This is a genomic window from Phascolarctobacterium faecium, assembly GCF_003945365.1.
GTDB lineage: Bacteria > Bacillota > Negativicutes > Acidaminococcales > Acidaminococcaceae > Phascolarctobacterium > Phascolarctobacterium faecium.
On record NZ_AP019004.1, the window covers coordinates 197,341 to 217,462 of the forward strand.

General features: G+C 46.1%; 14 protein-coding genes and 1 riboswitch. Of the genes, 1 reads left to right on the forward strand and 13 read right to left on the reverse strand.

Going from position 1 to position 20,122, the window contains the following annotated elements; translation table 11 throughout:
* Window positions 1–138 precede the first annotated feature (138 nt).
* The 9 genes from alr to PFJ30894_RS00995 all read right to left on the reverse strand — a co-directional run bounded on the left by alr (window position 139) and on the right by PFJ30894_RS00995 (window position 12,373).
* Window positions 139–1,263, reverse strand: a complete 1,125-nt coding sequence (gene alr, locus PFJ30894_RS00955; RefSeq protein ID WP_021719049.1) for an alanine racemase — start codon at window positions 1,261–1,263, stop codon at window positions 139–141.
* A 164-nt stretch (window positions 1,264–1,427) separates the two neighbouring features.
* Window positions 1,428–1,589, reverse strand: coding sequence for a FeoB-associated Cys-rich membrane protein (locus tag PFJ30894_RS00960; protein ID WP_021719050.1), 162 nt, complete (start codon window positions 1,587–1,589; stop codon window positions 1,428–1,430).
* Between the two features lie 219 nt (window positions 1,590–1,808).
* Window positions 1,809–2,465, reverse strand: a complete 657-nt coding sequence (locus tag PFJ30894_RS00965; protein ID WP_125668798.1) for a YczE/YyaS/YitT family protein — start codon at window positions 2,463–2,465, stop codon at window positions 1,809–1,811.
* Window positions 2,466–2,721: 256 nt separating this feature from the next.
* Window positions 2,722–7,692: an autotransporter domain-containing protein gene (locus PFJ30894_RS00970; RefSeq protein WP_125668799.1), complete on the reverse strand. Its 4,971-nt coding sequence runs from the start codon at window positions 7,690–7,692 to the stop codon at window positions 2,722–2,724.
* Window positions 7,693–7,809: 117 nt separating this feature from the next.
* Window positions 7,810–7,895: riboswitch (cyclic di-GMP riboswitch) on the reverse strand.
* A 175-nt stretch (window positions 7,896–8,070) separates the two neighbouring features.
* Window positions 8,071–8,379: a DUF898 family protein gene (locus PFJ30894_RS00975; protein ID WP_021719053.1), complete on the reverse strand. Its 309-nt coding sequence runs from the start codon at window positions 8,377–8,379 to the stop codon at window positions 8,071–8,073.
* 39 nt (window positions 8,380–8,418) lie between these two features.
* Window positions 8,419–9,861, reverse strand: coding sequence for an Asp-tRNA(Asn)/Glu-tRNA(Gln) amidotransferase subunit GatB (gatB, locus tag PFJ30894_RS00980; RefSeq protein WP_021719056.1), 1,443 nt, complete (start codon window positions 9,859–9,861; stop codon window positions 8,419–8,421).
* Complete coding sequence (gene gatA / locus PFJ30894_RS00985) at window positions 9,861–11,327, reverse strand: Asp-tRNA(Asn)/Glu-tRNA(Gln) amidotransferase subunit GatA (RefSeq protein WP_125668800.1); 1,467 nt, start codon at window positions 11,325–11,327, stop codon at window positions 9,861–9,863. Before gatA ends, gatB begins: the two co-directional genes overlap by 1 nt.
* 17 nt (window positions 11,328–11,344) lie before the next feature.
* Window positions 11,345–11,632 carry an Asp-tRNA(Asn)/Glu-tRNA(Gln) amidotransferase subunit GatC gene (gatC, locus tag PFJ30894_RS00990; protein ID WP_021719058.1) on the reverse strand — a complete coding sequence of 96 codons (288 nt, stop codon included), beginning with the start codon at window positions 11,630–11,632 and terminating at the stop codon, window positions 11,345–11,347.
* Window positions 11,633–11,797: 165 nt separating this feature from the next.
* Window positions 11,798–12,373 carry a hypothetical protein gene (locus PFJ30894_RS00995; RefSeq protein ID WP_113077490.1) on the reverse strand — a complete coding sequence of 192 codons (576 nt, stop codon included), beginning with the start codon at window positions 12,371–12,373 and terminating at the stop codon, window positions 11,798–11,800.
* A 174-nt stretch (window positions 12,374–12,547) separates the two neighbouring features.
* Here PFJ30894_RS00995 and PFJ30894_RS01000 point away from each other — a divergent pair, with 174 nt between their 5' ends.
* Window positions 12,548–13,051 carry a flavin reductase family protein gene (locus tag PFJ30894_RS01000; protein WP_113077491.1) on the forward strand — a complete coding sequence of 168 codons (504 nt, stop codon included), beginning with the start codon at window positions 12,548–12,550 and terminating at the stop codon, window positions 13,049–13,051.
* Window positions 13,052–13,125: 74 nt separating this feature from the next.
* Here PFJ30894_RS01000 and ligA read toward each other — a convergent pair whose 3' ends face one another.
* From ligA to PFJ30894_RS01020, 4 genes are all read right to left on the reverse strand, one after another.
* Complete coding sequence (ligA, locus tag PFJ30894_RS01005; RefSeq protein WP_197714961.1) at window positions 13,126–15,186, reverse strand: NAD-dependent DNA ligase LigA; 2,061 nt, start codon at window positions 15,184–15,186, stop codon at window positions 13,126–13,128.
* Between the two features lie 140 nt (window positions 15,187–15,326).
* A complete protein-coding gene (pcrA, locus tag PFJ30894_RS01010) occupies window positions 15,327–17,555 on the reverse strand; it encodes a DNA helicase PcrA (RefSeq protein ID WP_125668802.1) in 2,229 nt (742 codons plus the stop codon).
* Between the two features lie 154 nt (window positions 17,556–17,709).
* Window positions 17,710–18,096, reverse strand: coding sequence for an 8-oxo-dGTP diphosphatase MutT (gene mutT / locus PFJ30894_RS01015; protein WP_113077494.1), 387 nt, complete (start codon window positions 18,094–18,096; stop codon window positions 17,710–17,712).
* Window positions 18,093–20,048, reverse strand: coding sequence for a DUF2075 domain-containing protein (locus PFJ30894_RS01020; RefSeq protein WP_125668803.1), 1,956 nt, complete (start codon window positions 20,046–20,048; stop codon window positions 18,093–18,095). The genes mutT and PFJ30894_RS01020 overlap by 4 nt, the downstream gene beginning before the upstream one ends.
* Window positions 20,049–20,122 lie beyond the last annotated feature (74 nt).

A 20,122-nucleotide genomic window follows, 5' to 3' on the forward strand; every position in this document is an offset into this window, starting at 1 on the left:
ATTGTAGCATATTGCCGCCGCAGCGGCCTAAATAAAAATAACGCCCTCCTGCTTTTACAGCCTTTGCAAATAAAAAAGCGGCTGCCCGGCCGAAGCCAAAAGCAGCCATAAATAAGGGAAAGCGTTTTTAAAGCAGACTCACTTTTCGTTGCGCACATAACGGCGCGGCATCCGCGGACTGACGCTGCAGACCAGCTCGTAGCAGATAGTACCTGCCCACTGCGCAACCAGTTCCATCGGCAAATCTTTGCCGCCGAAAACGGTGACTTCGTCGCCCACTTTGACCGGAGGCAGGTCGGTAACGTCAAGCATCACCTGATCCATACACACGCGGCCCACGATAGGAGCCCTGCCGCCGCCAACCAGCATATAGCCCACGTTGGAAAGACGTCTGTTGACGCCGTCGGCATAACCGACCGGCACCGTGGCAATAACACTGGGACGGCTCAATGTATAAGTACGCCCATAACCGATAGTCGCACCGGCAGGCAGGCTTTTGACAAAGCTTACCGTCGATTTGACCGTCATGACAGGCTCAAAATCTTTATAACAATCGCTCATATGCGCAGGATGCAAACCATACAAAGTAATACCCTGACGCACCATATCCATCTGATATTCACGCAGTTCTGTCAAAGCGGCACTGTTGGCGATATGTGCCAGCGGTACCCTGATACCCTTCTCCCTGATCAGCTTCAGCGCTTCCTGGAAGCGTTCAAACTGATGCGCGGCATAGGCTTTGTCATCAGCATCTGCCGTTGCAAAATGCGAGAACACTCCTTCGATCTCAATGCCAGGCAGCGCCGCGGCCTTAGCCGCAAATTCACCCGCATCGCGAACATGTACGCCGATCCGATGCATACCGGTATCAATAGCGATATGGATCCTGGCTTTTTTATTCAATTTAACAGCCGCTTCGTTAAGGGCATATAAACGTTCTTCGTCAAAAACGGCGTGACTGATATCAAACTGCACTACAACATTGGCAGCTCCCGGCTGCAGCGAACCCAGCACTAAAATAGGCAGCCTGATACCTGCTTCACGCAGCTCAAGACCTTCCTGCAGCAGCGCTACGGCCAGAAAATCGGCGCCGTTCTTTTCGGCTTCGCGGGCTACCGCTACCGCGCCATGTCCGTAAGCATCAGCCTTGACAACGGCACACAGCTTAGTATGGGGATCAAGATTGCTTTTGGCGATCTGCACATTATGCGCCACGGCATCAAGATTGATCTCGGCCCACGCGCCCCGGTCGATATGATACATAAAACTAAACCCACCTTCACAAAAAAACGCAGGACACGTACGTCTGCGTGCGCCTGCGGCTGATACAAAATCCAATGACCTTATGGTCAAATTATATGCTTTTTAAAATGATTTGTCAATAATCTGCAAGGCTTCGACGCCGCAGGCGTCTGCCATTCCACCGCTTATTTGGAGGCAGTTTCCTGATCCTGTCCGTGACAGCTGGGTCCGCAGCCATTACAGCCGCTGCAGCCGGCACAACCGCCGGAAGATGTTTTTTTGAAGACGCTGCGCAGTGCCAAAATTGCCAGAGCCACTAAAATACCGCCAATAATATAATCAGCCATTTTTACACCTGCTTTCGTTCACGCTGCGCCATTACGGCTTCTGCCGCAGACGCTTTATTGCACCATAAATTTAAATTCGCTTAGGTTAGCTTTCGCTAACCACATTGTACTACGTTCCTGCTTTTTTGGCAAGCACTTAAAATATTTTTTACAGATAAGACAAATATTTTGAAACCAAAAAATTTAAAATATTTTACAGGAAAATCAAGCTGCAGCCACTTAAGCTTCTACTTTCCAGCGATCGAAAAAGATCAGCCTGCTTTCATACAAATGTACAAACCGCCCTACTAAAACTGCGGCCACTACTGTACCGGCTCCAACTCCTTGTAATGTACCGAATTCCACCCAAGAAATAATAATCGCCAAAGTGACCAGCGATATATCGAAACAATTTTTGATCAGGCTGAACTTTTTTTGAGTAACAAACGCCAGTACACTGACCACACCTTCGCCCGCAACTAAAAAGATTTTAGCGCGCACCTCCAGAAAAACACCCAAAGCCAAGACAACAATGCTTAAAAGGCAAGCAAGCCATTGCTCCAGCGCACTGCCCGGTATAAACCAGTCCAACAGACCCATCGAAAAATCAATGCTGCAGCCAAAAGCCAGCGTCGTCAGCAGCTGGCCCACCAGCTCCCTTACATAAAGCGCCCTCAGAATGAGCGGCTGCGCCAGGATCATAACAATGTTCATCATGATCGTAATATCACCCAAACTAAAAGGTAAAAACATACTCATAACCCACGGTACACTGGAAATCGGCGATGTGCCCAAGTCGGCCTTACAGGACAGAGCGATACCAAAAGTCATTAAAAATATCCCCACGGCAAACATCGCCAGCCGCGGCTTAAAATGCTGATTATGGACTGATCCCAATTTACTTTTCCTTCTTTCAAAACATAACAGGCAAGCTCCAAATAAAAAAACGGTTCTCAGCATGCAAGAAACCGTACGCTCAAGCCATTGGATTGTATCTTTATTTTACCATAAATCATACGAATATAAAATATGACCCGGCATCTACAAATAAACGTCCGCAGCAAAAGCAGAAAGCCTGCCGATAAAAGGCAGGCTTTCCACACAGGGACACAAAAGGGTGAACAGGAAAAAGAGATTTTGAAAAAGTTGTTTTTTAGAAGCTGTAAGTTACATTGAGCATAAATTTGCTGTTTTGAGCATGACTGCCTTTCTGGCAGGCATAGCCTAAGCCATAAGTCCAATCACCTTTTTCAGCCTCCAGGCCCAGTTTGCCGACAAAGAAACCGCTGTCCATGATATCATAGCCAAGTCTGTCGGTCGCATTTACACCCGGAACGGTAATATCCATCGCAGTATTTTTATCACCTAAAGTCCAAACATAAGCGATATCGGCTGTCGGACGCACTTTCCAGCCTCCGGCAGTAACGCTTTCATGGCTGATGCTGATGCCTACCGGCAACAACCACAAATCAGCTTTATCGGTACTGTAATGAGCGGCCCTCTTCCCGTCGATACTGCCGTTATAGCTGTCCGTATCAATATTCATATAACGCAGGCCCGCATACGGTACATAGCTCGTTCCATGCCCATTGCTGATAAGTTTTTCACCTTTGACTCCCATACTGATGACCTGCGTGTCAGGTTCGGCCTTGATTACGCCTTTGACGTCACTGCTGGTTTTGCTGTAACCGACATCGAAAATCAGATTGGTATCGCCGTTTTGGATACCGCCATAGTAGCTGAGGCCCCAGAAGTCAAATTCATTTTTAGAGGCGCTGCCGATGCTGTCACCGCTGCCGTAACTGAAAGCTATGCCGCTGCTGTATTTGCCACGGTCTGTAAAGTCGCCGCCTATGATAACACCGTTGTATTGTCCGTCATAGCTGACGCCGCCCATGTTATCGACTTTATCCTTGTTGTGGATATATTGTGCCCAGATACTGCCGTTGTCAGCAGTATCAACAGCAGCTTTGCCGAAGCCGCCGCTCTGTTCTTCAGCCGCCTTGGCTAAGGACAGATGTTCCTGCGCCGCCGTCCCCAGATCCAGGGCTGCTAAAGCACCCGTGCGGGTAGCGCCGCTGTTTTCCGCTCCCTGGGCGAAGGAGTTGACTGCCGCGATAAAACCCTCTTTATCAAGCTTATTGTCATTAGCCAAATCAGTTAGATATTTGATCCCGGCATATTCTGTCCTGCTTTGATCCATAGCCTGCAAAATGTTCGGCAATGCGATGCCATCATATTTCTTTTGGACGTCCGTCTGTCTGACAGTTACTGTAAAATCACCGTCAACAGTATTTTTCTCGATTTTCTCGATTTCAGAAAGCTTATTTACACTGACGTCAACAGCTGCGGCATCGGCTGACCAGGACCAGCCATCAATCGTAGTATTGGCAAAGCCTTTAGTGATCGTATAAGTTCCGGCATTAGTACTGGTCAGGTACAGCTTGGCTCCCTGATTGACTGTAAGCGTGGAACCTGATCCACCTGTCAACGCCGCAGTTCCACTTGTTCCTATACCAGAACCGTTAACGATCAGCAGCGAGCCGTCGGCAAAACTTGCTTTATTAGCTTCCGCTGATGCGGCGGTCTTAGTGCCGTCAAGCAATATGCCGCCCTGAACTTGCAGTTTCTGGGCCTGGTCAATGTATAACGCCGCACTCACACCAGTTTTCCCCCAGGTCAATTCAGATTCTGCAAAAGCCTGCTCGGCTTTACCTGTATCGTCCGTTCCCAGGCTCAAAACCGAATTGCGCCCTACTGTCATCAATCCATTGACATTATTATTTGTAAAAGCTAATGCCGCCTTAGAAGCATTCCCAATCGTATCATTACCCTGCCATACAGGGTCTAAAACTACAGCCGCGCCGTTGAGATCAGCATTACCGGCAACTAAACTGCCCGCGCTGTTACCAGTACCGACGCTAATTATTGCATTGCTGTCATTTACCGTAAGATTCCCTGCTTTAGCCGTACCTGTAACTTCTATCGTTCCTGTACTAACAGTCATACTCTGGGCTTCTAAAGCGCCTGTACCGCTTAGCTTAACCGTACTTCCTGATGAGCCAACAGTCAAACTATCGGTTTTGAGTGCAGCACCTTCGTTTACATTGATCGTGCCTTTATCAGCGCTGATTTCATTAACCTTAAAAGTTCCGGCATCGACATTTACTTTACTGTCATCATTGGCAATGGCAACTGCCGCATTAAGATTGCCGCCGCTGGCCGTTCCCGCGACTCCAAGATTTAAAGTACCTGCATTAGTGCCGTCGCCAACTGCAACGGCAACATTAGTTTTCGCCGTACCACCAGATGTTTTTACCAAGGCATCATTTTCGCTGCCGCCGCCAACCAAAGTCAATTCTTTACCATCACCTACAGTTACTTTGCTTGCATCTGCAGCTGAACCGCCAAGAGCCAAATCTTTGACGCCCAGATTTTCAAGACCGCTACTGCCGATTGTTACATCATTAGTATCTACTTTACCTGTCACACCTGCATGTACCGCACCGGTATCAGCCAAATCACTGGCACTTGCTTCTGTTTGAATTTTTCCGTCAGTAGTGACTAAAGTCCCGGTAACAACTAGTCCCATTGTGCCGCTATCAGCGTTATTGAGTGCCGCTTTAGCTGTCTTTAACCAAGCCAAATTATATTTCTCATCGCTCAGGATCAGTTTACCACTTTCAAATTTAACGGCATTATTCACTACAGACAATACATCACCACTATCAATAGCAGTACCTGCCGCTGTTAAGCCACTGGTAAAAATGTCTTTGGACGCCGCTTTTAAGGAGCCACCATTCACCACAAAAGAATTACTGGCTAAATTTTGATTATTTAACGTACCGAAATCCATCGTACCACCATTCAATTTGACGCTACCATTACTGCCAGTCCCTTGGGTAACGAAGCTGTTGATGTTGATATTATTATAAACAGCGTCACTAGCGCCACTCAGATTAACAGTGCCACCGTCAACCGCTTTGACTATACCGTTAATTGTATTAGTTTTACCAGCAATATTAATCACACCATCATTTTTAGCAACAATGTCCCCCGTCAAGTGAACGGTTTTACCAGTGCTGCCAACGGTGATTTGTCCATCAGCTTCGGCATTCAGTGCGTAAGAAGCAGTTTTACCAGCAGCAACGATAGTAGTATCACCTAATAACTCTACAACAGAAGTAGCTGAAGCCGCATTTACTGCATACGCAGTGCCTACCCCTTCCTGTATAGTAATGTTAGTAACAGTACCTGTACCTACTGTAATATACCCACCATCCGGATCTATACCATAGGCTTCCTCAGTCGTATGATCTCCAGGCGATATATCTTCAACATTATCAGCAACATTCATTTTTATATTAAGGGTTGCAGAATTGATCAGAGCCTTAACATCTTTATCAAGAATGATGCCATAAGTTCCGGTAGAATAACTTGTACCATCATTATCCACACCAGCTCCCGACAAAGTAATATTAAAATCCTTTACTTTATCAGTAACTACTGTCTCTGCCCCGCTGCTCCCCGACTGAATACCCACTACATTAGTCTGAGCAGACTTATTACCAGGAACTATTGTGCCAACAATATCAACATTACCGCTATTATTAAAAGTAATATTACCCTGATTATCAACAGCAGTTACGCCGAAAGGACTTTTAGCCCTAATAAGCACATTGCCAGTATTATTAAAAGTAATCTCCGAACCAGCTTTAGCCGTTACCGTTTGAGATGTATAGTGATCCTGATAGTTTTTAATCGCGACATTTTGCCCATTGAAAACAACTGATCCTCCTACAGTACCATTAAGCAATAACCCAAATCCCCATTTTGAAGAACCGCCTACACCAGTAACATCTATTACAGTTTCTTTAGCGTTGAATTCTACTTTACCACCACTGGTAACCCAAACACCACGTGGATCATTTTCAGACTGTGAATTGATAATTATTTCCGTTTTATCACCATCGAATACTGCCGAACCGTTATTGGCAACATAAACGGCCGTACGGTCGTCAAGAGTAGGCGCAGAATACTTTATACTAATATTGTTGCCATTATATATACCGCCGTCAACTTTTAAAGCACCAATCTGATCAGCATTTTTGACAATTATCTGTCCGCCATTTTCAGCAACGACATTACCAGTAAGGCTGACTTTCGCCATACCCCTGTCACTGATTTTCACCAAAGCGTTAGAACCAGCATAGATAGCATTTTGGACCCCTGTAATATTAATTTCTTTGCCTGCATCAACGCTGACAAAAGCATCGCCTTTATCTCTGCCATTAGCAGCATAAATTCCATTTTTTCCAGCTTTAATATTAACTACATCGTCAGCGTTGAGAATAATGCTTGTTTTTCCTGTTTGAAAATCGTTAGACAGTAATCCTGTAGATTTTTCAGAAATCACATAAATATTTTTCCCCTGCAAATCCACTGTCACTTTGTTATCAGTAACATTACTATCCATATTAGCAGCACCTACTGCCGTAGAAGATGTCGACTGCAATGTTATATCACCAGAAGATTTAATTTTGACATCACTGGGATAATCTCCACTACAATTACTTAACTGTGCCCAAATAGCATTTTCATCTTTTGACTTTATTGAAACTGCATCAGCATCAATATAAATAAGTCCTCCTTGAGCATGTAAACCAATACTTTTTTCTGTTGTAATATTAAAAAGCCCCACTTTATCAAATATAATGGCACCATTAATATTACTATGAAGTAAACTGTCATTTATTACATTGCCTGTAATATCAACTTTTTTCACATTTGAAATCAATACCTTGGCATTGCTACTACTTTGTGCAGCGACAGCAAATTGAAGTCCTTCGCCATTTATAGTTAAATTTTCCATGTCTGTACCAATAATACTCAGCCCGGCATTATCAGCATTTAACATAACATTGCTTATAATATTATGCCCGTTCATCTCTATCGACGTTGGTATTTCACCAATAACATTATAAACAGTATCACTAGTCAGCTTTACCGTATTCTCAGCCCATACGTCCCCCCCAGATATACAAACGGACATTGTACCTGCCATAAGCAATGAAAGCATTACTTTTCTGCTTAAAGCTTTTTCCCTTGCACCATTCCTCAACATGAACCCGCACCTTCCTCTTTCTTTAGCCTCTCCCTGAAATCTGTCTGACAAATAAAAAATACCCGACCGTATAACGGGCAGGCATCAAAATTGTCCAAGTCGAGAATATCTCTGCTTGTGAGCAACTGGCTGTCATTTCGTTATACGAAGTAGACCCTATAGCTTTGCGTCACTGCCTTTCGACAGTTTTGCCGTTTCATATTATTTAATATTCTTTTACTTATTAAAAGAATATCATACTTTTTATATATCTACAAGCATATTTATTTGTATTTTTAAATATTTTTCTAGCAAATATAAATAAATCAGAACGACAAAAAAGCTCCGTCAAAAAGACGGAGCTTTTGTTTATTGTTTTATTACAGCAGGCAGTTGCTTTCAATCATCAAAAACTGTATTACGGGTCTCCCAGCGTTTAAACTGGCAATAGCCCCAGGGAGCATAAATGCCAAAAGTAACAGCAGTCAGAAGCATAATGACCAGCCATTGAAAAAAGAACCCCAGCCCGGTGCCGTCGAAACGCAGCCGCCTGCCTTCAACGTAGGTATTAGCACAGATCCAGCGCTGCTGCGCTGAATAAGCCCATGGGAAAAACAAGCCCACAGTAATAATAGAAACGACAGTCGTCCAAATGAGCAACCACAAATAGCCCAAGCCTGAACCAACAAAAACAAACGGTTTATTCATTGCGACACCCCCATTTACAGGATTTAAAATCAGCAGCCGTTACTGCATTTTTTCTACTAATAATTTATTGACCATACCCGGGTTAGCTTTGCCGCGGGATTTTTTCATGACCTGACCGACCAGGAAGCCGATAGCACGGTCTTTTCCGGCTTTAAAGTCGGCAATAGACTGCGGATTTTCGGCCAGTACTTCATCAACGATAGCGGCAATAGCGCCCTCGTCGCTGACCTGCTCCAAGCCCAGCTCTTTAACGAGGACTTTCGGAGATTTGTCGGCTTTGAGCATTTCGGCAAATACTTTTTTAGCAAGCTTGCTGGACAACACGCCGCCTTTGATCAGGGCAACCATTTCGCCCAGGTTTTCCGGTTTGATCGGGAAAGCATCGATTTCGATGCCTTCGTTGTTGAGATAGGCGGAAACGTCGCCCAAAAGCCAGTTGGCTACAGCTTTGTCATCACCGGCATTTTTGCAGGCAGCATCAAAGTAGTCGGCCATAGCTTTGGTGGCAACGATCAATCCTGCATCATAAGCAGGCAGGCCATTTTCTGTCATCAACCGCTGCTGACGCTGAGCAGGAAGCTCTGGCAGTTCATTTTTAACGCGTTCGATCCAAGCGTCGTCTAATTCTACCGGCACCAGATCAGGTTCCGGGAAATAACGGTAGTCATGCGCTTCTTCTTTGCTGCGCATGGATAAGGTCATACCTTGTGCGTCATCCCAGGTACGGGTCTCCTGCACAACATGGCCGCCGCTTTCAACAAGGTCGATCTGCCGCTCGACTTCGTACTCGATCGCGCGCACCAGAGCGCGGAAAGAGTTAAGGTTTTTGATCTCGGCACGGGTACCGAACTCGGCAGCGCCTTCCGGCATGACAGAGATATTGGCATCACAGCGCAGACTGCCTTCCTGCATTTTGCAGTCGCAGACATCAGTATATTCCAAAATAGCTTTTAATTGTTCCAGGTAGGCGCGGGCTTCTTCGGAGCTGCGCATATCAGGCTCGGAGACAATCTCGATCAGAGGTACGCCGGCACGGTTGTAGTCTACTGCCGACGAGTCGGAGGTACTGATCGTAGCGCCGCTGTGGTTCAGCTTCCCAGCATCTTCTTCCATATGGATACGGGTCACGCCGATACGTTTTTTCCCGCCTTCCACTTCAATGTCGATATGGCCGCCCAGGCAAATAGGCTGATCGAATTGAGAGATCTGATAGTTTTTTGACAGATCGGGATAAAAATAGTTTTTACGGTCGAATTTATTGAATTTCTGGATATCGCAGTTCAGAGCCAGTCCCGCACGGATCGCAAATTCCACCACCTGTTTGTTGAGCACAGGCAAAGCGCCGGGCATCCCCAGGCAGACCGGGCAGACATGGGTGTTAGGCTCGCCGCCGAACTCAGTCGAGCAGGAGCAGAACGCTTTAGAATTTGTTTTGAGCTCGGCATGGACTTCCAGTCCGATAACAGTAGTATATTTTTTCATTATTTGTTACCTCCTAACGGTGCCAGTACCTTGTGGTATTCGTTGGCTTGTTCAAAGGTATAGGCGGCACGCAGCACGGTTTCTTCGTCCAGCGGTTTGCCGATCAGTTGCATGCCCACAGGCATACCGTCCGCGAAGCCGCAGGGTACGGAAATACCCGGCAGGCCCGCCATATTGACCGGAATGGTGTAAACGTCGAGCATATAGATGGACAAAGGGTCCATTTTGCCGTCGATAGGATAAGCAACGACCGGAGAGGTCGGCGCCAGGATAACGTCACATTTTTCAAAAGCGCTGTCAAAGTCGCGGCGGATAAGCGTGCGCACCTGCATGGCTTTTTTATAGTAAGCATCGTAATAGCCGCTGCTCAAAACATAAGTTCCCAGCATGATACGGCGTTTTACTTCCGCGCCGAAGCCTTCTGTACGGCTGAGCGTAGTCATTTCGGGCGCGCTGGTGGCATTAGCCGCACGGAAACCGTACCGGACGCCGTCATAACGGGCCAGATTGGCGGAAGCCTCTGCCGGAGCAATGATGTAATAGGTAATGACCGCATATTCGGTATGAGGCAGGGAAATCTCAACGATCTCAGCGCCCATGGCTTCGTATTGAGCGATTGCTTTTTTCAGTTCGGCATGGACTTTGGGGTCCAGGCCTTCGCCGTAATATTCTTTCGGCAGACCGATACGCAGGCCTTTAACGTCCTGACGCAGAGCTTTGGTAAAGTCAGGCACTTCCACCGGCAGCGAAGTAGAATCATGCTCGTCCTTGCCGCAGATAGTATTGAGCACTGTAGCGGCATCGGTAACGTCGCGGGTGATCGGCCCGATCTGGTCGAGCGAAGACGCAAAAGCCACGCAGCCGTAACGGGAAACACGGCCATAGGTCGGTTTGATACCGACACAGCCGTTAAAAGAAGCAGGCTGACGAATAGAACCACCGGTATCTGAACCCAGAGTCCAGATAGCTTCGCCAGCCGCGATAGCAGCGGCACTGCCGCCGGAGGAGCCGCCAGGTACGCGGTCCAGTTTCCATGGATTATGAGTAGCCTGGAAATAAGACGATTCAGTAGTAGAACCCATCGCAAATTCGTCCATATTTGTTTTGCCGAGGAAAATAGTTTCTTCGGCGCGAAGTTTTTTAATAACATGCGCATCATAAATCGGCACAACATTAGCCAGCATTTTGGACGAACAGGTCGTCAAAAGACCTTTAGTGCAGATATTATCTTTGATCGCGCCGGGGATGCCGGCCAGCGGAGCGATTTTTTCACCGGCGGCGATCATGGCGTCAACCTTGGCCGCCTGTGCCAAAGCATTTTCTTTATCCAGCGTCACATAGGCTTTGACCTGATCCTCGACAGCGTCGATGCGCTCATACAGAGCTTTAGTCAGTTCCACGGAGCTGATTTCTTTATTAACGAGTTTATCATGCAATTCATGAGCAGTGCTCTTGTAAAGATCCACAGTAGTTCCTCCCTCTCTTATTCGATAACGCGGGGCACTTTAAAGCCGCCGTTATGGACTGCCGGAGCATTTTTCAGCGCTTCTTCCTGAGTAACGCCGGGCAGAGCTACGTCCTCACGGAACGCGTTGCTGATCGGCAGCACGTACGGAGTCGGCTCGATGCCTGCGGTATCAAGCTTCTGCAAAATATCGGCATAATTGAGGATCTGATTGAACTGTTCCGTGAATTTTTCCATTTCACCCTCAGGAATAGTCAAACGGGAAAGCTGGGCGATGTATTCTACATCTTTGGTCGTGACCTTCATTTTTTCACCTTCCTATGATAAATGTTCTTCATTATATGCAATAAATCGGATATATTATATCACAAATTGTCCTATACTTCTATAATATCCATCATATACCGCTTTGCTTCAGCAACTGCCGCGGCAAAAAAATAAACCCGCCTTTAACGGCAGGTTTATTTTTTATTATTTCACTCTGAAATTAGTAACTTTACCTGTCTGGACATCGCCGGTAGAATAAGCATCTTTACGTTCACCTTTTACCGTAGCCGAAAAACTGAGAGTCTGCTTCCTGACATTGAAATTGATCATAATGCTGCTGCCCAGTGAAGCCTTTTCGATACCGTTTTCTTTTGCCAGTTTCTCTGTTTCAGCAATAAAAACAGGTATCGCATCCCAGTTGACGTCGTCAATATTGAATAAATTATCTTCAAGTTTACCGCCGCCGCTCAATTTTACGATTTTAGGTCCCTGCCAGCCTGTATTAGGCGTCCAGACAAAATTATCGACGTTTTCTTTATTCTTAGGGTCCTGTCGGGAAAAATTAATAAATTCCGGTCCGAAATGCATACTTTGAAAAATCATCAGCGGCGTACCGCCGCCTTTGGCTTTTATTTCAGTAACCGCCTTATTAATAGCTGCTTTGTCGCGGAAAAGATCCCCATACCCCTTGCTCATGACACCGTCACTACCGCCGCAGCCTGCCAGTGCCAGGGCAAACACCATGACCATAACTACTGCCGCCATACTTTTCTTCAACATAAAATGCCTCCTAAAGATATATTTTTACTTGCACCTAGTTTAATTTATTTCCTTTGCACTGTCAATCGATCTCTATTTGAATATTTTCACCTGGCTTCAATGCCTGTTTTCGCCAAATTTACAGCATTGTCACACAAAAGCGATTATAATAATAGTAGAAGGAGTGTGACAGCTATGCAAAATATCAACGCTTTCGACCATGCGGAAACTATTTTAAAGGTTTTGGCGAAGGGTGCTTTTCTTACTACTGCCGCAGGCGGCAGACACAATACGATGACGATTGGCTGGGGAGCGCTGGGCAATATTTGGGGCAAACCTGTTTTTACCGTAATGGTACGTCACTCACGCTATACGCACGAGCTGATCGAAGCCCATAACGAATTTACCGTCAGTTTTCCGCTGACAGCCGCTTTCAGTAAAGCACTGGGACTATGCGGCAGCAAATCAGGACGTGACATGGATAAATTCGCCGCGGCAGAAATCACCCCTGCTGAAGGGCAGACCGTTAAAGTGCCCGTCATCAAAGGCGCCGGGCTGCATCTGGAATGCCGCATCGTGGAAAAACGCGAAATGGCACCGGAAAATTTTGATAAGGCCCTGGCCGACAGATGGTATGCCGATAAGGATTGGCACACCTACTACACCGGCGAGATCACAGCCGCTTATCTGGACAAATAAAAATTTTAGCTTCATAAACGCCAAACGACTGCATAATTTTTATTATGCAGTCGTTTGTTTTTCTATATATTTTTTTAAAAAAGCTTCTGTTCCTTTGTCGCTGTCCCCGATACTTCAGCTGCACCGCTTAGCAAGCGCAAAAATTCGGCTTCGTCGATAACAGTCACACCCAGCTGTTCCGCCTTCGTCAGCTTACTGCCTGCTTCGGCACCGGCAACGACATAGTCCGTTTTTTTACTGACGCTGCCGCTGACCTTAGCGCCCACGTCCTGCGCCATAGTCTGTGCTTCAGCACGTCCCAAAGTCGGCATCGTACCTGTAAAGACCATAGTTTTGCCATAAAAGGGATGCTCTTCGCTGACAGCCTGAACCTGCATTTCCATATTCAGACCCAGCTCTTTCAGACGGGTGAGCAAGTCGCGGTTCGACGGCGACGCCAAATAAGTAACGACACTTTCAGCTATCTTCGGTCCGATATCGTCGATAGCGGCGATCTGCTCTGCATCGGCAGCCAGCAAATTCTCGACCGTACCAAAATGCACTGCCAGCAGCCTAGCCACCTTGGCCCCGACGTGACGGATGCCCAGGCCGAAAAGCAGCCGGTCGAAGCTCTGCTCCTTGCTGGCGGCAATAGCTTTCACTAAATTTTCCGCCGATTTTTCACCCATTCTATCCAGCACTACCAGCTGTTCTTTAGTCAGCAGATACAGGTCGCTGACGTCGCGGATCAGTTCCGCCTCCAGCAGCTGATTGATCACCGCCGGTCCACAGCCTTCGATATACATTGCTCCTTTAGAAGCAAAATGGATCAGCCCTTCGCGTCCCAAAGCCGGGCAATGCGGATTAGTGCAGCGCAAAGCTGCCTCACCGTCTTTACGTTCAACAGCCCAGCCGCACTCCGGACATTCCTGCGGCATCGCATAAGGCTTCGTATCTTCCGGCCGTTTGCCCAGCACGACATGCAGAACCTCCGGGATGATCTCACCGGCTTTATTGATGACCACCGTATCGCCGATCCTGATATCCTTCGCTTTAATAAAATCTTCATTGTGCAGCGTGGCCCTGCTTACCGTACTGCCCGACAGCCTTACCGGCGTCAGTACCGCCGTCGGCGTCAGCACGCCTGTGCGCCCAACCTGGATCACGATATCCTCCAGCCTGGTTTCAGCCTGCTCAGGCGGAAATTTAAAAGCGATCGCCCAGCGTGGGTCCTTGCCTGTCGCACCTAAAATATCCTGCTGATAAACAGCGTTGACTTTAAGTACTGCGCCGTCAGTATCATAAGCCAGACTTTTACGCCGGGAGTCAAAGTCCCTGATATATTCTATTGCCGCATCGATACTTTTTACGATACGGTAATTTTCACTGACCTTAAAGCCATAATCAGCCAGCATCGCCAAAGAATCGGCATGCTTGTCCCTGGCTCCTTCGCCTACGGCATAAGCAAAAAAGCTTAACGACCGCTGCGCCGTTACGTTAGGGTCCAGCTGACGCAGACTGCCGGCAGCCGCATTACGCGGATTGGCAAATTCGCTCTCGCCGGCCTCCAGGCGCTGTTCGTTCAGCTGCATAAAAGCATGCCTTGGCATATAGATTTCACCGCGCACATCTAAAAGCTCCGGCGGCGCGGCGCCGTTTTTCATATTCAGCACCAAAGGGATCGACCGGATCGTGCGTACATTGGCTGTTACATTTTCGCCGGTCACACCGTCACCGCGCGTTGCCGCCCTTACCAAACGTCCATTTTCATAAATCAGGCTGCAGGCCAGTCCGTCGATTTTCGGCTCCATAACATATTCTACAGCGCTGCCTTCCGGCAGACCGCTGCGCACACGCTGATCAAAAGCTACCAGCTCTGCATCCGAAAAAGCATTGCCCAGACTCAAAAGCGGCGTCAGATGTCTGACCTCAGTAAATTCGGGATTCACCTTCCCGCCTACACGGCGCGTCGGCGAATCGGCAGGCACATCGTCAGGCCAGGCCGCTTCCAGCTCACGCAGGCGCACCAGCATCCGGTCATATTCTGCATCGGTGATCTCAGGTGCATCCAGCACATAATATAAAAATTCGTGATGGCGGATCTCTGCCCGCAAATGTTCGGCCTCGTTTTTAGCCTGTGCGCGTTCCAGTTCCATGACTGCCTCCTTTATTGTGCTGCCCTTCGGCGGCTTCTGTTTTTCAGGCTTTAGTCTCATTGTTTCAAAAATCAGAGTGTCAAATTTAATTTTACTATTCTATATATGGTACGGCACTTTGCCACCCAAACACTATTTAATTACAGCTTCTTCAATACTGCATACTTGGTCAGCAGGCTGCGGATACCGGCACCGGCAAACGCGATTTTCACTTCCTGCCCATCCTGCGAAGATGTCACACTGACGACTGTACCCACGCCCCATTTAGCATGGCTCACCTTATCGCCGGCCTTAAAACTGCCGCCGGCAGCAGCTCCCGCAGTGCTCATTGCCTGCTTGGGAATAAAGCTTTCCTGCCCGCCCAGGAACCAGTTCGTATCACGGCTGCGTTTCTGCGGTTTTGCTTCCACCATATTGATCGTCCTGCGTTCTAAAGCCGGACGTTTGAAGACCGTAACCAGATTACGTGGCACTTCCTGTAAAAACCGTGACGGCGGGTAGGACACCGTATGCCCATAAATAGTCCGCATCTTTGCATTGCTCAAAAAGAGCTGTTTCTCTGCACGGGTAATGCCAACATAACACAAGCGGCGTTCTTCTTCCACTTCTTCCTCATTCATCAGCGTCCGCGCATGTGGGAAAATACCTTCCTCCATGCCGGCCAAAAAGACGATTGGGAATTCCAGACCCTTCGAAGAATGCAGTGTCATCAGCGTAATAGCGTCCTCACCCAGCTCGGCATCGTCAATATCCGACACCAGCGCCACATGCCCCAGGAAATTTTCCAGATTATTCTCTTCTTCCGTCTTGGCAAATTCCTGCCCGACCGACATCAATTCCATCAGGTTGTCAATGCGGCTCTGCGCCTGCGCTGTATGCTCATTCCGCAGTTCTTCCATATAACCGGTCTTATTCAGCACCTGTTCGATCAGTTCCTCTACCGGCAGGTTATCAGCCTGATTCATCAAATCAAAAATGATAGCCGCCAGTTCATCCAGCTTGCTGACGAAACGGATGCTCAGTCCTTCGACCTGCGCGGCATTCGATACCACGTCAAACAACGACATCCCATTTTCAGCGGCATGGGCCTGCAGCTTGGCCAGCGTTGCATCGCCGATACCGCGGCGCGGCACATTGATGATCCGCAGCAGACTCAGCGAATCTGCCGGGTTAAAAATAACTCGCAGATAAGCGATGATATCCTTGATCTCCTTACGGTCGTAGAATTTAAGTCCTCCGACCATATTATAGGTGATCCCGCTTTTGATAAGCATTTCCTCAAAAATACGCGACTGCGTATTCGTGCGGTACAAGACTGCCATCTCGCCCAGCTTCATATTCTGCTGGCCCTGCAGCTCCTGCAGTTTTTCGATCACAAAACGGGCCTCGTCGCGTTCGTCGATAGCCTGAAAATAAGTAATCGCCACACCATTATCATTATCCGTCCACAAATTTTTAGGTTTGCGGCCTGTATTATTTTCAATAACAGCATTCGCGGCATCCAAAATAACCTGCGTACTGCGGTAGTTCTGTTCCAGCTTGATGATTTTGGCTTCGGGATAATCCTTTTCAAAATCCAGAATGTTCTGGATATCAGCACCGCGCCAGCCGTAAATGCTCTGGTCGGCATCGCCCACGACACAGATATTACGATGTCTGGCAGCCAGAAGCTTGGTTAAAAGATATTGGGCATGGTTGGTATCCTGATATTCGTCTACCAGCAGATAATCAAAACGCTCCTGATACTTGGCGCGCACTTCTTCGCTTTCCTGCAGCAGCCGTATCGACAGTACTAGCAGATCGTCAAAATCCACCGCGTTATTGACCAGCAGTTTATTCTGATAACGTTCATAGATCTCCGCAACTTTCTGATTGTAAAAATCCGAAGCAGCTTTACTGAAATCACTAACGCTCTGCAGCTGGTTTTTGGCATTGGAAATGCGCGACGCAATACCGGCCGTCTGAAAACGCTTTTCATCCAAATTCAGTTCTTTTAAAATCTGTTTAATCAGGTTCTGGCTGTCGCTGCTGTCATAGATAGCAAAATTACTGCCATAACCGCCTAATTTAGTTATTTCCATCCGCAAAAAACGGGCACAGAAAGCATGGAAGGTAAACAGCCAGACATCTTTAGCCGCAGCTCCCGCCATTTTATCGACGCGCTCGCGCATTTCGGCGGCCGCTTTATTGGTAAACGTAATTGCTAAAATACGGTAAGGACGTACGCCCTGCTGCAGCAAATGTGCGATCCGGCAAGTAAGCACCTTGGTCTTGCCGCTGCCGGCACCTGCCATGATCAGCATGGGTCCGTTGGTTGTCTGTACTGCTTCGGCCTGTTCTGGATTAAGGCCTGCTAAGGTCTCTGTCATTGGTTCCTCCGTCTATTCGGCACTGCCTGTGCCGCATCTTTTTATTTTATCGTAACTTTAATATTATTCGCTTCTGATTCACTTTTTCCTGCTATTTTATTCGCAGCAGCCAAGAAAATAAATAAGCACTGAAAATAAATCCAGTGCTTTTACTTTATTCTCCTTGTGCCAGCCTGCTGACTATTTCTGTATCGGCAGGACAAAACTGATACTGCAGCAGTTCTGCCGGCCGTACCCATAAAATTTTCTGATGTACGCTTTTTTGCGGCACACCGCCGGTTATTTTGGCGGCAAAAAAAGAAAGCCCTATTTTATTATCCGGATAAGTGTAACTGGTTTGCTCAAGCAGAGCCACAATATCTATCTCTATCCCCAGCTCTTCCCGGCATTCACGTACTAAGCAGTCTGCAGCTGTTTCACCCGCTTCCTGCTTACCGCCCGGAAACTCCCATAAAAAGGCGCAGCTGCCGCCTGCACCGCGCTGGCAAATCAGTATTTCTCCTGCTGTATTGCGAATAATCGCCGCCGATACCAAAATCATAACTCATTCAATCCTATCTTTTGTAAATATTTGTATGTTTCATCATAATAGTCATTCTTCCTAGTTTCATCATACGCATCACCCTCAGGAATAAAAATAATAAAACCCTGACGCGAACGTGTTAGTAGAACACGATAAGTATTTTTTAAATATTGCTGATTCTCTATTTTATTTATTCTTTGCCAACCAGCACCAATGAACTTAAAATATTCAAAATGGTCTTTGACAAACCTCAAATCAGCATCCCAAGCAACAATACTCCAATCTACTTCTAGCCCTTGAATATCAAATTCTGTCGCTACTTCTTCTAAGGCATACGACGACCGAACGTCATACTTATCATCTAAAAACCAATGCTTAGCATCTATTTTACTCTGTACCCAAATTCCACAGCTACGTAATCTTTTAGCCCCTGAACTAGCTATTAAACCATAGCGTTCTGTGCCTTCTGACCTACTTCGCACCCATTCTTTAGCTTTTTGCAAATTTCTTGTTAAAAATATAGGATATTTTTCGCTTATTTCTGCATAAAGCATTTGAGCACATTTAACATCAATATCCAATAATGCTTTTACAAAACCTGCAACATTCTCTGATCGAAACGAGCGTAGTGGAACTGCCAAATGTAAAGCTGTAACAATATGATAATTTAGTGTTGCCAATCTCTCTACCAATGGTTTATTTTGCACATACTCGCTATCAGTAATTTTATCAGACACATAAACTTCCCATTCAGGAAACTTTGTTGATAATGCATCAAACCACGCAGACAAACCAGCTTCACCAGTATTAATTTCTTGCCCTCCACCAACAAGGCAAACAATAACAGCCCAATCCTCATGTCTATCCATAACATCAACTAAAAATTCTGGCTCAGACATTGTAAAGTCAGCTACACCTTTTTTTCGCTTCATAAACTCAGCTAACTTTTCTTGAGTCCAAGCTCGCTGCGCTTCGTCAAAAATAACAACTTTTTCATTTGGTGGATCTTGAGTCATTATCTCAGCATCACGAAAATGATGAATCATTTGAATAAAAGGTAACACCTTTTTTGTTGCCTCTTGCTTAGAAATATTTTTTCTAGAACTTTCATCACGTATTAAAGCTTCACGCAAAACATCCACTAATGGTTTATTTCCTGAAAGAAATACCGCATGTTCTTCTTCAGCAAAATTATGACGTTCATTGGCAATATTAAGCCCAGCTAAAGTTTTACCGGCTCCTGGAACTCCAGTTATAAAACAAATAGCTTTAGTATGGTTCTGCTTACTCACTTCAATAATTTCATTAACGGCTTCAGCTGTCTGCTGTAGGTTAACCGCCTTTGCATCATTTCGCGCAATATCCTCAATGCTGTGGTTACGATATAGCGCCTGTGCCGCTTCTATAATAGTTGGTGTTGGCATATATGCAGATTCTATCCACTCATTAGAATTTAATTCTATGTCGTTGTACTGTTGCAAAACAGCTGTAATTACTGCTGCTATATTGCTTTTATTGCAAAATAACACATTAAGAATCCCCAACCTTAGCTCCCGAAAATTATTAGTTCTTTCCATTGCTTCGGTAGAAACTAAAATTGGTACGAGAATCCTATTGTGACTTGCTTTATGAAAATTTTTTAAATCTAAAACATAATCTGTCACTTGATCAATAGCATATCGAGAATAATTTTTCTCTCCCACCTTAAATTCTAATGAAAATACCAATCCATCTTTTAAATATACTACATCTATTCTTTCACCAATTCTTGGTATTGTATATTCAAAAATTATATGGCCTGTTTTCAAAACTGCTAATTGACTTTTCAGAATTCTGATTTCTGCTAACCAAGCATTACGTTGTAAATCTTCTAGTGTGTATTCATTATTACGAGCTAAAATACCTAATATTAAATTTTCATCTTGTTGTAAAAAATCTTGTAAAGAACTTTCATAATAAGCACGTTGCATAACCTTTACCCCGATCCTTATTGTTATAACAGCATTTTATCACAAAACAGGTTCTTCTTTCATAAAAAATACTC

What these genes read in the sequence shown, in the direction of transcription:
- alr (WP_021719049.1), bottom strand. Translation starts at nt 1,263, where the DNA reads ATGTATCATATCGACCGGGGCGCGTGGGCCGAGATCAATCTTGATGCC.
- PFJ30894_RS00960 (WP_021719050.1), bottom strand. Translation starts at nt 1,589, where the DNA reads ATGGCTGATTATATTATTGGCGGTATTTTAGTGGCTCTGGCAATTTTG.
- PFJ30894_RS00970 (WP_125668799.1), bottom strand. Translation starts at nt 7,692, where the DNA reads ATGTTGAGGAATGGTGCAAGGGAAAAAGCTTTAAGCAGAAAAGTAATG.
- PFJ30894_RS00975 (WP_021719053.1), bottom strand. Translation starts at nt 8,379, where the DNA reads ATGAATAAACCGTTTGTTTTTGTTGGTTCAGGCTTGGGCTATTTGTGG.
- gatB (WP_021719056.1), bottom strand. Translation starts at nt 9,861, where the DNA reads ATGAAAAAATATACTACTGTTATCGGACTGGAAGTCCATGCCGAGCTC.
- gatC (WP_021719058.1), bottom strand. Translation starts at nt 11,632, where the DNA reads ATGAAGGTCACGACCAAAGATGTAGAATACATCGCCCAGCTTTCCCGT.
- PFJ30894_RS00995 (WP_113077490.1), bottom strand. Translation starts at nt 12,373, where the DNA reads ATGTTGAAGAAAAGTATGGCGGCAGTAGTTATGGTCATGGTGTTTGCC.
- PFJ30894_RS01000 (WP_113077491.1), top strand. Translation starts at nt 12,548, where the DNA reads ATGCAAAATATCAACGCTTTCGACCATGCGGAAACTATTTTAAAGGTT.
- ligA (WP_197714961.1), bottom strand. Translation starts at nt 15,186, where the DNA reads ATGGAACTGGAACGCGCACAGGCTAAAAACGAGGCCGAACATTTGCGG.
- pcrA (WP_125668802.1), bottom strand. Translation starts at nt 17,555, where the DNA reads ATGACAGAGACCTTAGCAGGCCTTAATCCAGAACAGGCCGAAGCAGTA.
- mutT (WP_113077494.1), bottom strand. Translation starts at nt 18,096, where the DNA reads ATGATTTTGGTATCGGCGGCGATTATTCGCAATACAGCAGGAGAAATA.
- PFJ30894_RS01020 (WP_125668803.1), bottom strand. Translation starts at nt 20,048, where the DNA reads ATGCAACGTGCTTATTATGAAAGTTCTTTACAAGATTTTTTACAACAA.